This is a genomic window from Terrisporobacter mayombei, from assembly GCF_020748465.1.
GTDB classification, from domain to species: Bacteria; Bacillota; Clostridia; order Peptostreptococcales; family Peptostreptococcaceae; genus Terrisporobacter; species Terrisporobacter mayombei.
This window is the reverse complement of the sequence record NZ_JAHZMP010000001.1, coordinates 102,206-116,056: the sequence shown is the minus strand read 5'-3', so window position 1 is coordinate 116,056 and position 13,851 is coordinate 102,206. Positions and strand designations below refer to the sequence as shown.

Below are 13,851 nucleotides of genomic sequence, written 5' to 3'. Positions count from 1 at the left end.
AAAAATCCATTTAAGGGGAGAGACTATGGAAAATATTCAACAATTTTTTATAAAAAAATTAAACGTACCAGATGCGCCAAAAGAATTTTTAGATAATACAAAAATTTTCAATGAGTTAATGATGGAGTATTCTTGTGCAATAAAAGAAGTATGCACAAAATTAGAAAATCTAAATGATGAATTTCAATTGAAACATCGACATAATCCGATTCAATCAATAAGTCATAGGGTAAAATCTCCTATTAGTATAATAAATAAAGTTGAAAAAAAATTTGATAATTTTAATGTTCATTTAATAAAAGAAAATCTAGATGATGTGGCAGGTGTTAGAGTAATATGTTCATATATAAATGATATATATGAAATTGCCAGACTTCTTACAGAACAAGATGACGTAAAATTAATAGAAACAAAAGATTATATAAAAAATCCAAAACCAAGTGGATATAGAAGCCTTCATTTAATTATAGAAATACCTGTTTTCTTATCCAGCGGTAAAGTTCCTACTAGAGTTGAGATACAAATAAGAACTATAGCCATGGATTTTTGGGCAAGTTTAGAACATCAGCTTATGTACAAAGTTGATGTAAGTGTACCAGAAGAAATAAGAGATCAATTAAGAGAATGTGCAGCGACTATTTCTGGTACTGATGAAACAATGCAAAATATTCAACGAGATATACAATTATTAGAAGATAAGTAATAAAAAACTGACACTTATATATAAGTGTCAGTTTTTAAATTTCTAATAACAAGCTTTACAAGGCACTTATCTCTCATTTCATGAGCAGTGGCATTTTTATGATATTTATTCAAATAAGAATATGAGTTTACATAAGTTATAGCTTTCATAGACATAGTTACACCTAAGGTTAATAATTTTTTACATAATTTGATGTTAAGAATCCCTTACATTTCTATCAATATTTTAGATTTTTTAAATATTGATTGGAATATATTTTGTTAGATTATTACAATAAACTTCGTTAGATTTTATGTGTATATGGCGAATAGTCTAGAATTTAGAAATTTAAACTATGATGAATTTTGTAGGGAAATTATGAAAAATAAATTATTTGAATTATCAGAAAATTAACGTATTTTTAACCTGTCCTTAACTATATCTTAATAAAAAATCCATATAATTAATTAAAATTTAAAAAAGGTAACCTAAAAATTTCCAAAATCCCAAAGATTGAAGAAAAAAATGGTGAAGGAGGTTAATTATGAAAGCAGATATTTTTAGGAAAATGCCAGTAGAGAATTTAATGAGTCATAACCAAGAAGGCAAAGGTTTGAAAAAAGTTTTAGGTGCATTTGAACTAACGATGCTAGGAATTGGGGCAATAATAGGTACAGGAATATTTGTATTAACAGGTGTAGCAGCAGCAGACTATGCTGGACCAGCATTAGTATTATCATTTATAATATCAGGTCTAGCATGTGCATTTGCAGCACTGTGTTATGCAGAATTATCGGCTATGATACCTATTTCAGGAAGTGCATATACTTTTGGATATGTAGGTCTAGGAGAGATATGGGGCTGGATAATTGGATGGGATTTAATTTTGGAATATTGTGTTGCCGTTGCTGCCGTTTCCATTGGGTGGTCAGGATATATGGTGAATATTTTAAATATAGTAGGTATTCATCTACCAACTGCAATAATAGCAGCACCTGGAAGTGGAGGTATAATTAACTTACCGGCAATTTTAATCTTAGCATTAATAGCAGGATTATTATTACTTGGTGCAAAAGAAAGTGCAAAACTTAACAATATATTAGTGGCAATAAAAATAGCAGTTGTATTATTATTTATAATATTAGGATTTAGCCATGTTGAACCTGCAAACTGGCATCCATTTATGCCTTATGGTTGGAGTGGAGTATTCTCAGGAGCTGCAATAGTATTCTTTGCATATATTGGATTCGATGCAGTATCAACAGCAGCTGAAGAGGTTAAAAACCCTCAAAAAGATTTACCAAAAGGAATAATAGGTTCTTTAATAATATGTACAGTTTTATATATAGTAGTTTCTGCTATATTAACTGGAATGGTTCCTTATTTAGAATTTAAAGACAATGCGGCACCAGTAGCATATGCTTTAGCAAAAGTAGGAATTAGTTGGGGATCAGCTTTAGTTTCAGTAGGAGCAATCTGTGGTATAACTTCAGTTGTACTTGTTATGATGTATGGTAGTACAAGATTATTCTATGCTCTATCAAGAGATGGATTACTTCCAAAAGGATTTAGTCAAGTTTCTAAAACTAGAGGAACACCTAACAAGAGTATAGTATTAGTGTTTATTGCAACAGCTCTAGTGGCCGGATTTTTACCAATAGGTAAGGTTGCAGAATTAACTAATATGGGTACATTGGCAGCATTTGTTATAGTATCATTATCAGTTATTCTTCTTAGAAAATCTAGACCAGACTTAAATAGACCTTTTAAAGTTCCTTTTGTACCTGTAGTTCCAATGCTCGCAGTTGTATTTTGTTTATTCTTAATCTTACAACTTCCAACTTTCACTAAAGTTGCATTTCTAATTTGGATTGCTATAGGATTTGTAGTATATGCATTTTATGGTTACAAGCACAGCTCGTTGAACGGAACAAAGGCTGAAAAAGTAGATTAGTAAAAAGAGGTGTGGCACTAAAATAGTGCCATACCTTTTTTATATAAATTTTAATTATATAAATATAAAAGCATAATTATATATTAAAATAGTATTAGAGAGATTATGATTGGAGGGAATTATTTTGAATGAACTATCTTATTTAAATAATAGTTATAGTACAGAAGTTTTTTATAAAAAAATAAAGGTGGAGGATATTTTAAATGATTACATAGATGTGGATACATTTTTAGAATGTTGTAAGCAATGTCCTAATTATGATACAAGATGGAGCTGTCCACCTTATGATTTTGATGTAATTGATTATTGGAAAAATTACAAATGCCTACATGTATTAGGATATAAAATTACTTTTGAGGAAGATGTAGTTTCAAAAATTTATGATGAAGAAGAACTTAATTTATTTATTAAAGAGCTGTTTAGAAAACAGATGGAGTTCTTTTATGAGAAGACAAAATATTTAGAAGAAAAATACGAAGGCTCTGTGAGTTTAGCATGGGGTAAATGCTATAAATGCGATGAGTGCACAAGAAAGCAGTCTAAAAAATGTAGATATGAAAATGACTTGAGATATTCTATTGAGTCATTGGGAGGAAATGTAGACAAATTAAGCAAAGATTTATTTAATATAGAACTTAAGTGGGCACAAAGAGGAAAACTTCCTCAGTATTATTTTAACTCCATAGGGCTCTTAACTAAGGAAGATGAAACTTTAACTGAAGATGAATTTTAAAAAATACCTAGTAATTTTTTTATTAAAAATTTCATAAATATATAAAGATTATTATGAAAAAATATACTAAAATTAATAAGTAAGAATAAAAGTTAAAAAGGAGATTTAGGATGAAAGTATTATTAATAAATGGAAGCCCACATAAAAATGGATGTACATACACTGCTTTAAGTGAGGTGTCGAAAGCTTTAAACAATAACAATGTGGAAAGTGAAATTTTGCATATTGGAATGAAGCCAATACAAGGATGTATAGCTTGTCATAAATGTTATGAAACTAGAAAGTGTGCATTTGCAGATGAACTTTATAATAACTTATTTGAAAAGATAAAAGAAGCTGATGGAATAGTTGTAGGTTCGCCAGTTTACTATGCAGGTCCAAATGGCTCTCTATGTGCTTTACTAGATAGACTATTTTATTCTGCATCTTATTTAATGAAGAATAAACCTGCAGCTGCAGTAGTAAGTTGTAGAAGAGGAGGAGCAAGTGCGGCCTTTGATCGTTTAAACAAATATTTTACAATAAATCAAATGCCAGTAGTTTCATCTCAGTACTGGAATTCTATTCATGGTAACACACCAGAAGAAGCAAAACAAGATTTAGAAGGTCTTCAAGTTATGAGAACTTTAGGAAATAATATGGCTTGGATGTTAAAAACAATGAAAAACTCTAAGGTAGAATTACCACAACAAGAAGAAAGAGTAGCGACAAACTTTATTAGATAATAATAAATAAAATACATATAAATTTCATGAAAACAAATTGTATTGCTGTAATAATACAAAATCGAAATTTATGAATTTTATTAAAATTAGCTAAAATAACTAATATAAATTTAAGTCCTAAAAATAAGTAAATAAGCTTATCTTAGGGCTTTTTTATTTCCGAAATAGAACTTTTTCACAAAAAAGTACTTGATAAATATATTGTATTACTGTACTATTGTATTAAAGTATTAATACAATGAGGTGGTGAAAAAATGAGTTGGAATATAGATAATAATAAGCCTGTATATATACAACTGGTGGAGCAATTAAAATCTAAAATAATCTCTGGTGAGTTTAAGGCAGGAGAAAAAATAGATTCAGTAAGAAGTTTGGCAGAAGATGCACAAGTAAATCCAAATACAATGCAAAAAGCCTTGGTGGAGTTGGAAAGAGAGGGACTGGTTTACAGTAAAAGAACTAGTGGAAGATTTGTTACTGATAATAAGGAGAGAATTAAATCTATGATGGAAGAAGTTGCTAATGAGGAAATAAGAAATTTAAAAATAAATTTGGAAAGACTTGGTTTTACTAAAGATGAAATAATTAATCTTGTAATTTCTAATATAAAGGAGGAAGACTAAATGGAAAATATGGTAGAGTTTAATAATGTATATAAAAGTTACAGTAACAAAGAAGCTTTAAAAGGTGTAAACTTAAATATACCAAAGGGAAAGATTGTGGGATTACTTGGACCTAATGGTAGTGGAAAAACTACTATGATAAAGTTAATGAATAGTTTGCTTCAAGCAGATGAAGGTAGTATAGAAATAAAGGGTATGAAGCCTTCTATAGAAACTAAAAAGATAGTTTCATATTTACCAGAAAAAACTTATTTAAATGATTGGATGAAAGTTAAAGATATATTAGGATTTTTTAAAGACTTTTATTCAGATTTTGATATGGAAAAAGCAGACCAAATGATTGAAAGCTTAAAAATAGATAAAAATGAAAAGTTAAAAACCATGTCTAAGGGTACAAAGGAAAAAGTTCAGTTGATTTTAGTAATGTCAAGAAATGCTGATTTATATATACTTGATGAACCAATAGGTGGTGTGGATCCAGCAGCAAGAAGTTATATACTTAAGACTATTTTAGCAAATTACAATGAAAATTCTACTTTATTAATTGCAACACATTTAATTAGTGAAATAGAAAATATTTGTGATGATGTAATATTTATTTCAAATGGTGAAATATTACTTCAAGGAAATGTGGATGAAATAAGAGAAGAAAAAGGTAAATCAATAGATGCTTTATTTAGGGAGGAATTTAAATGTTAGGTAAATTAATGAAATATGAATTTAAAGCTTGTGGAAGAATATTTTTTCCATTGTACTTAGGGATACTGATATTAGCAGCAATAAATGGAGTAAATCTCGGTGTAAATTTTAAAAATGAAGCAGTAGATGGACTTCCTATGGACCCTAGTGCATACAACACTCAAGGGATATTATCATTAATACTAGTTGCCTTATTTGTCGCTTTATTTGTAATTACTATAGTTCTTACAATTCAAAGATTTAAGAAAAATTTACTTGATGAAGAAGGGTATTTAATGTTTACACTACCTGTAAAAAGTAGCTCTTTAATATTATCTAAACTTTTAGTAGCTTTAATATATGCAATTATTAGTGCTATTGTGGCATCATTATCATATATAATAATGGGTTCAATCGGTGGAGATATTAATATATTAGAATTATTCAAGGTATTTACACATTCAGGATTTTTGGCTGAAGGGATACAGTCTATTGTTTATATGATTTTAGGTATATTAATAAATTATAGTATATTTGTATTAATAATTTATTTATCTTTATCTGTTGGTCAATTACCGCAGCTTAGCAAGCATAGAGTGGCAGCAGGAGTAGTGTTATTCTTTATAATAAATCTAATTATAACTAATATTTATAATTTTGTGACTAATAATCTTTTAGGATCAGTTGCAGGTCTAGAAATTACAAGTAATTTTATAGTTTCAAACTTCAAATATATAGCACTAGACTTAATAATAGGTCTTGCTATAGTAACAGTACTGTTCTTATTAACTAATTGGATATTAAATAAAAAATTAAATCTTGAATAAATTATTAAGACTTGGAGAATATCTTCAGGTCTTTTGTTTTAAATGGAAAAAACAAATCAAGTATATTATCATTATAAATAGAGTAGAAAATAAATTAAGTGGAGAAAAGTATATGAAAATTGGGGGAAATAAAAAAATAGTGTTTTTATGCTTTGATGAAGCAGATTGTGAAACTTTAGAAAACTATCTAAATGAAATGGCAAAGAAAGGATGGTTGTTGAATAAGATAAAAAATTACCATTTGACTTTTGTAAAAACAGATAAAAGTAATTTTAAATATAATGTTGACCCACTTGGAAAGAATTTTGATGGTGATAGTTATATAGATAAGATGACATATATAAAATATTGCAAAGAGCATAACTGGGAATTTGTTTGTGGTAATAATATTTTTCAAATAAGTATTTCAGAAGAAAGTAACAATAAAAAAATTAAAAGTAAATCTGTATAAAGTATAAAATCTTTAGTTATAAAAGAAGTTATTTCATTAGTAGCATTTATACTATTATTTTATTTTATTTTTAAATGTGATGATTTTTATTTAGGTGGATCCTATATGGAATCTGTGACTAATAATAGATGGGTTGGCTTTTATGTTATAGTAATTTTATCATTAATATATTTAGGAATAGATTTAATTTTAAGCATAATTTGGTATATTAATTATTTTATAAAAAAAGAATTTAAATATAAAAGCTTAAAGCAGATAAAAATAAGATCTACTTTTGATGTGGGATTAAATTTTTTAATTATGACTTTACTTATATTAAATTTAATAATTGGTTTTCTTGATGGGTTTGAAATATCTCCAAGAACTTCATTCTCAAAAGAAAGTTTGCCAATAGTCCTTGAAGATTATAATATAAAAATTCAATCTGAGCGTGATTGTAGTACAACTAAATATAAATCATTTTTAGGAAAATATTACTCTTTTAGTGATTCAACATATTATTATGAAACTTATAGTGATGATGGTACTTATATAGAAAATGAAAATAATGGCGGGTTTATTAGTTATGAAGTATTTGAAAGTAAACATAAAAATATAATGAATAATGCACTGCAATATATGAAAACAAATTATGCTAATATGGGAAGCAAATATGAAAAATATACAAGTGGTGAAGAATTCAATAATTGGGGAGCAAAGGAGATTTATATTGATAATTCAACAGAGGAGAGAATAATAGTTTATGATAATGTGATTTTAATTTTAAATATAGAAGGCGATTATAATAAGAGTAAAATTAATTTTATAAAAGAAAAATTGTTAAATTTATAGTATAGGAAAATTAACATGCAATATTTGTTACTAGGGGGAGTTTTAAAATAATGAAAAAAATTATTATAGTAGAAGATGAAGAAAAAATAAGAGCAGAGCTTAAGAACTTCTTAGTTAACTACAATTACGAAGTGATTTGTTTATCAAAATTTGAAAATATAGTAGGGGATATTTTAAAAGAAAATGCACATTTAGTATTGTTAGATATAAATTTACCTATATACGATGGATATTATATTTGTAGTGAAATAAGAAAAAAATCTAATGTACCAATAATAGTAGTTACTAGTAGAGATACAGAAATGGATGAGCTTATGAGTATTAATTTGGGAGCAGATGATTTTATTACAAAGCCCTATAATACACAAATATTATTAGCAAGAATAAACTCAATTTTAAAAAGGACTTATGATAAAGAAAATACAGATGTAATTATATATAAAGGACTAGAATTAGATTTATCTAGAAACACTGTTACATTTGAAAGCAAAGAAATAGAGTTGACGAAAAATGAATTTAGAATATTAAATTGTATGATGAAAAATAAAGGAAAAATAGTTTCAAGAGGAGACTTGATGGATTATTTATGGGACTTGGATTTGTTTATAGATGATAATACACTAACTGTAAATATTAATAGGCTTAGAAAAAAATTAGAAGAAATAAAATGCGAAGGATATATAGAAACTAGGAGGGGAAGAGGCTATATAATGCCATAATTATGAAAATAAAAGATTATATAAAAGATAAAAGCTTATCTATAATTTTAAGGCTAATATTTCTAGTTTTTGTAATATATATCCTGCACTTATCTAGAATTGAAAATATAGCTATAAATTTTATTATAACTCTATGGATAGTATTAACTTCTATAGAATTTGCACATGATTATATAAGAAAAAATGCTTACTATACTAAGGTAGAAACATCTCTAAGGGAACTTGATAAAAAATATTTGCTGTCAGTGGTAATGGAAGAACCTTCTTTTTTAGAGGGGAAATTTCTATATAATGTCTTAAGTGTTACAGATAAAGCAATGAATGAAGAAGTAAATTTATATAAATTTAATCAAGAAGAATATAAGGAATATCTGGATTTGTGGATACATGAAGTAAAATTACCTATATCAGCTAGCAAACTGATTATAGAGAATAACAAAAATGAACATACATTAAGTGTTTTAGAAGAAATAGAAAAAATAGAAAACTTTATAGAACAAGCACTTTATTATTCTAAAAGTAATGAAGTAGAGCTAGATTACATAATAAAAGAAACAGATCTAAAAAAATGTATAAGTAATACAATAAGAAGAAATAAGAAGCTTATAAGAGAAAATAAAATAATTATAGATTTGCAAGACTTTCACAGCAATGTGTACTGTGATAAAAAATGGTTAGAATATGTCCTTAACCAAATAATAACAAATTCTATAAAGTATATAAGCAATGAAGATATAAATGAAAAGTTAAAATGTGAACCTGGTAAAATTACTATATACACAAAGGAAAGTAAAAACTATATAGAATTTTTTATAAAGGATAATGGAATAGGTATAGATGAGAAAGATTTGAAAAAAGTATTTAATAAAGGCTTTACAGGAATTAATGGTAGAGAGTTTAAGAAATCAACAGGTATGGGGCTTTATATATCTAAAAAACTGGCAGATAAGATGTATCTAGGATTAGAAATAGATTCAAAATTAAATGAAGAAACAACAGTAAAAATAACATTTCCTAAGGGGAGTATGACTCAGATAAATTAAAGAAGTTCTGATTTGGTGAAATATTACAGAGAGATAATGTAAACTTACCTTTTTGTAAGATTGTCGTAAGGTTATGTTATTAATGCAAACCTCTAAGGCTTATATAATATAAGTATAAATTGGTTATGGAGGTAAGGACAATGAACACAGTTTTACAAGTTAAAAACATAGAAAAATATTATGGTAATAAAAGAAATTTAACAAAAGCAATAAACAATATCTCTTTTCAAGTGGATGAAGGAGAATTTATAGGTATTATGGGTCCTAGTGGTAGTGGTAAAACAACACTTTTAAATTGTATAGCCACCATTGACAAGCCAACTACAGGAACTATATTAATAGAAAATAAAGATATAACTACTTTCTCAAGAAAAAATGTAGAGAAATTTAGAAGAGAACATTTAGGATTTATATTCCAAGAATTTAATTTATTAGATACCTTAACAGTTTACGAAAATATATCTTTAGCTTTATCAGTAATTGGGGAGAAAGGTGTTAACATTGATGAAAAAGTAAAATCAATTGGAAATAAATTAAATATTTCAGATATATTACATAAATTCCCTTATGAAATATCAGGAGGTCAAAAGCAAAGGGTAGCTTGTGGTAGGGCTATAATAACTAACCCATCTTTAATTTTAGCAGATGAGCCAACAGGATCACTTGATTCAAAATCTGCAAGAGTACTGCTTGAAAACTTGTCTAATTTAAATGAAAGTTTAAATTCAACAATAATGATGGTAACTCATGATGCTTTTACAGCTAGTTATTGTAAAAGAATTTTATTTATAAAAGATGGAAAGATATTCAACGAATTAATAAGAGGAAATGATGATAGAAAAGAATTTTTCAAAAGAATTATAGAAGTAGTTACATTTCTTGGAGGTGACACTAGCAATGTTATTTAAGCTATCACGAAGAAATGTACAAAGAAGTATAAAAGATTATAGTATATATTTTTTCACATTGGCATTGGGTATTTGTATATTTTATATTTTTAATTCCATAGAATCTCAAACTATAATGATGGATTTATCAGACACACAGAAGATTTTTCTTGATGCTCTTAATAAGATAATATCCATGGTATCTGTATTTGTGTCATTTGTACTTGGGTTTTTAATATTATATGCAAATAATTTTTTGATAAAGAAAAGAAATAAAGAGTTTGGAATATATCTGACACTAGGTATTAGTAGAAGTAAAATAGCTTTTATGTTATTTTATGAAACAATTATAGTGGGCATATTATCCTTAGTAGTTGGAATATTTATTGGTGTGTTTTTATCCCAAGGACTAGCAGGAGTTACAGACAAACTATTTGCTATAGACATGACTGAATATAAATTTATTTTTTCAAAAGATGCATGTCTAAAAACTATTTTTTATTTTGGGATTATGTATTTTATTTCTATGGTATTTAACTTTATTCTAGTATCAAGATGTAAGTTGATAAACCTTATAAACGGTGATAGAAATAATGAAAAATTAAAAGGTACAAATTTAATTTTATCAGTGATTTTATTTGTTATATCAGTGATTTGCTTGGCAGTGGCATATAAATTAATTTTAGAAAATGGATTAACAAATATAAATGATAAATTCAAATTATCAATTGTACTAGGAATAGTTGGAACTGTATTGTTTTTTAGAGCTTTGGCAGGCTTTTTAATAAAAGTAATACAAAGTAGCAAAAACCAATATTTAAAAAACCTTAACACATTTACTTTGAGACAACTAAATAGCAAAATAAATACAAATTATATCTCTATGAGTGTTATTTGTTTAATGCTATTTGTTTCCATAGGAATGTATACAGCGTCCATAGGAACAAAAAGTGCAATGGAAAACACAGCACAATTCTTAGCGCCTTATGATATGACTTTGACACACACATATGAAAAACAAGAAAATTTAAAAGCCTCAAAAGAAAAGATAAGTGAAACAGTAAAAGAAATAGGATTTAACATAAAAGATTATACAAATGAATATTTGGATTACAACATATATAATTCACAAGTAAAATTTAAACAGTTGTTTAAAAGCACTACAGATGATTTTTTATCTAGACAAATAAATAGTATGAGAGATTTTAATGTACCTATTGTAAAATTATCAGATTATAATAAATTAATGAAAATGCAAAATAAAGAGACCATAAATTTAAAAGACAAAGAAGTATTTCTTTTTACTGATATGTCTACAATAGAACCTTCAATTAAAGAATATGTGAACAAAAATAAGACTATGAAAATTGGAGAAGAGGACTTTGAAGTTAATAGCCAATATGGATTTAATTCAATAGAAGACACTTTAAATAGTGGAAATTTTGCAACACTAGTAGTTAAGGATGAAAATATTAATAATTATAGTTTGGTTAAAAAGTGTTTAAGTTTAAATTATACTGGTGATAAGAAGGAAACAGAAAATAAAGCAGTGAAAGATCTTAAAAAATGCATGACTGAAGGCAAAAAATATGAAGAAAATAAAGCAGTGAAAATAAGTGCAATGACAAGAATTATATCATTAGAGGGAAATATGGCTTCATCTAGTATGTATTTATATGTTGGGTTATATATAGGAATAATTTTCTTAATAGCCAGTGCGGCAGTTCTTGGACTTAGTCAATTGTCAGGGGCAATAGAAAGTGTTGGTAGATATGAAATATTAAGAAAGCTAGGCGTTAGTTCAAATATGATAAATAGATCAATATTTATACAAGTTTTATTATACTTTGCTATACCCATACTTCTAGCTTTAGTTCATAGTATATTTGGAATACAGGTAGCAAATGATGTGATAAAAATATTTGGAGATTACGATACTTTAGGCAATAATATAATTTCAGTATGTATTATATGTGCTGTTTATTGTGTATATTTCTATGGAACATATAGAGGATATAAGAGAATCGTAAATAAGTAATAGTATGGCAAGACAAGTGCAATAAATTATTAAGATAGACTAATTAAATAGATAGTTCTCAAAAATATTAAAAAAGAATACTTTTACCTAGATAAAAGCTGATTTATATACGAAGTATTAGTCAGCTTTTTTATTATGCTAAATAAACATGATTCTATAAATATTGTTAGAAGTATTTTAAGGTGTAGTTGGGAAAATGAAATATAATGCAAAACAAATATTATTCAAATATAATATAGATAAATAAGTACTTGTACTCTAATAAAGAATCAATAAAACCATAGAAATATTATAGAAGGAAGGTAAATATGAAAATTAGTAAAAATGCTATTATAATTATGTGTGTGTCATCTATTTTGTTAATGGGATGCAGGAATAAAAGTAAGAATGATGAAAAAAGTACAGACTCAAAATCATTGGAATATACAGAAGAAATAACCGTAGATAATTCAAATACTAGTGATATAGAAAATCATATACCATATGTAGATGCTAGTAGTGGTGAAATTGACAATTCTGTTATTAACAGGAGATATGAAAATGTAAAAAAAGAAGAGTTGACTTATAATAGTTCTGAAAAAACAACAGAAAATGAAGTTATTGTATATCCTGCTGAATCAATAAAGAATGATGTTTTTTATAAAAGTATTTTAGAAGGCTTTACATATTTTTCAGAAGGTAGTCCAATTAATTTGACTTATGATGAGGCCATAAAATTAGTAAAAAAAGTACTTCCAGATGATATAGAAAAAGTGGATTATGTGCTAGATAAAGAAGTTAATAAGGAATATATCTATTATAAATCTGATCAAGGTAACTTTAGAGTATGGTTATCATATGGTGGTGAGTTCAAGAATGATGATCTTGAAGATATACATAAAAATTCCGTATTAGGAATAGATTACAGCAAAGAAATATAATATAGAGTATCAGATATACTTAGGAGGAATTACAAATTGATAAAAATAGAAAATTTACATAGTATTGATAAAAATGATATGGATAATATACTAGATGTTTGGGAATCATCAGTAAGATCAACACATGATTTTTTAAGTGAAGAGGATATTACCTCAATAAAACCTCAAGTTATTGAAGGCGTTAATTATGTTAGTAAACTTTTATGTGTAAGGAATGAAAAAGGTATTATAAAAGCTTTTATGGGGGTATATGATGATAAAATTGAAATGTTATTTATAAGTAATGACAATAGAGGTAGTGGTATCGGCAAAAAACTTATAGAATATGCAGTAAACATATTGAACATAAAATATGTAGATGTAAATGAACAAAATATAAAAGCAGTAGGCTTCTATAAACATATGGGATTCGATATATTTAAAAGATCAGAATTTGATGAACAAGGTAATCCATTCCCTATACTGCATATGAAATTGAAATAGCAGTTCAGCTTATAATATTTTTGAATAGATAGAAATTAGGGTAATAATATTGAAAATTGTTACTCTATTTTTATGTTTAATAAATAAACAAGAGATTTTCCTGAGCAGGATATCATACAAATTCGATTAAGAAGTATTACAAAATTATAGATAAGTATTTAAAAATTAAGTTTTAAATACAGTTTCATATATTAAACTTTGCTTATTTTTTCGCACTAGAGAATATGGTATAATTATGTTTAATTTATAAAGTAAGT

At 26.6% G+C, this 13,851-nt stretch carries 16 protein-coding genes; 15 read left to right on the top strand and 1 reads right to left on the bottom strand.

The annotated features are described in order from the left end of the window. Positions 1-25 precede the first annotated feature (25 nt). Positions 26-703, top strand: a complete 678-nt coding sequence (locus K0039_RS00660) for a GTP pyrophosphokinase (RefSeq protein WP_228103135.1) — start codon at positions 26-28, stop codon at positions 701-703. Between the two features lie 14 nt (positions 704-717). Here the strand turns inward: K0039_RS00660 and K0039_RS00655 are convergent, their stop codons facing one another. Then, a complete protein-coding gene (locus tag K0039_RS00655) occupies positions 718-858 on the bottom strand; it encodes a hypothetical protein (RefSeq protein ID WP_228103134.1) in 141 nt (46 codons plus the stop codon). Positions 859-1,226: 368 nt separating this feature from the next. On the opposite strand from K0039_RS00655, the gene bcaP reads away from it, so the two are divergent. From bcaP to K0039_RS00585, 14 genes are all read left to right on the top strand, one after another. Then, entirely contained in the window at positions 1,227-2,636 is a 1,410-nt protein-coding gene (gene bcaP / locus K0039_RS00650; protein WP_228103133.1) for a branched-chain amino acid transporter BcaP, read from the top strand. 124 nt (positions 2,637-2,760) lie between these two features. Next, positions 2,761-3,369: a DUF2284 domain-containing protein gene (locus K0039_RS00645; RefSeq protein ID WP_228103132.1), complete on the top strand. Its 609-nt coding sequence runs from the start codon at positions 2,761-2,763 to the stop codon at positions 3,367-3,369. Between the two features lie 110 nt (positions 3,370-3,479). After that, positions 3,480-4,094: a flavodoxin family protein gene (locus K0039_RS00640; RefSeq protein ID WP_228103131.1), complete on the top strand. Its 615-nt coding sequence runs from the start codon at positions 3,480-3,482 to the stop codon at positions 4,092-4,094. A 254-nt stretch (positions 4,095-4,348) separates the two neighbouring features. Continuing rightward, positions 4,349-4,717, top strand: coding sequence for a GntR family transcriptional regulator (locus tag K0039_RS00635; protein ID WP_228103130.1), 369 nt, complete (start codon positions 4,349-4,351; stop codon positions 4,715-4,717). After that, the gene (locus tag K0039_RS00630; RefSeq protein WP_228103129.1) at positions 4,718-5,416 is read left to right on the top strand and encodes an ABC transporter ATP-binding protein; all 699 of its coding nucleotides are present in this window, start codon (positions 4,718-4,720) and stop codon (positions 5,414-5,416) included. Beyond that, positions 5,410-6,222 (top strand): ABC transporter permease, encoded by an 813-nt coding sequence (locus K0039_RS00625; RefSeq protein ID WP_228103128.1) that lies wholly within the window; start codon positions 5,410-5,412, stop codon positions 6,220-6,222. Before K0039_RS00630 ends, K0039_RS00625 begins: the two co-directional genes overlap by 7 nt. 112 nt (positions 6,223-6,334) lie before the next feature. Continuing rightward, positions 6,335-6,673 (top strand): DUF2812 domain-containing protein, encoded by a 339-nt coding sequence (locus K0039_RS00620; protein WP_228103127.1) that lies wholly within the window; start codon positions 6,335-6,337, stop codon positions 6,671-6,673. 105 nt (positions 6,674-6,778) lie between these two features. Continuing rightward, entirely contained in the window at positions 6,779-7,504 is a 726-nt protein-coding gene (locus K0039_RS00615; RefSeq protein ID WP_228103126.1) for a hypothetical protein, read from the top strand. 50 nt (positions 7,505-7,554) lie between these two features. Continuing rightward, complete coding sequence (locus tag K0039_RS00610) at positions 7,555-8,223, top strand: response regulator transcription factor (RefSeq protein WP_228103125.1); 669 nt, start codon at positions 7,555-7,557, stop codon at positions 8,221-8,223. Between the two features lie 2 nt (positions 8,224-8,225). Continuing rightward, complete coding sequence (locus K0039_RS00605; protein WP_228103124.1) at positions 8,226-9,266, top strand: sensor histidine kinase; 1,041 nt, start codon at positions 8,226-8,228, stop codon at positions 9,264-9,266. 140 nt (positions 9,267-9,406) lie between these two features. After that, on the top strand, positions 9,407-10,174 hold the full coding sequence (locus K0039_RS00600; RefSeq protein WP_228103123.1) for an ABC transporter ATP-binding protein: 768 nt from the start codon (positions 9,407-9,409) through the stop codon (positions 10,172-10,174). After that, positions 10,164-12,191 (top strand): ABC transporter permease, encoded by a 2,028-nt coding sequence (locus K0039_RS00595; protein WP_228103122.1) that lies wholly within the window; start codon positions 10,164-10,166, stop codon positions 12,189-12,191. The genes K0039_RS00600 and K0039_RS00595 overlap by 11 nt, the downstream gene beginning before the upstream one ends. 308 nt (positions 12,192-12,499) lie before the next feature. Continuing rightward, a complete protein-coding gene (locus K0039_RS00590; RefSeq protein WP_228103121.1) occupies positions 12,500-13,111 on the top strand; it encodes a hypothetical protein in 612 nt (203 codons plus the stop codon). Positions 13,112-13,147: 36 nt separating this feature from the next. Then, positions 13,148-13,594 carry a GNAT family N-acetyltransferase gene (locus K0039_RS00585; RefSeq protein WP_228103120.1) on the top strand — a complete coding sequence of 149 codons (447 nt, stop codon included), beginning with the start codon at positions 13,148-13,150 and terminating at the stop codon, positions 13,592-13,594. Positions 13,595-13,851 lie beyond the last annotated feature (257 nt).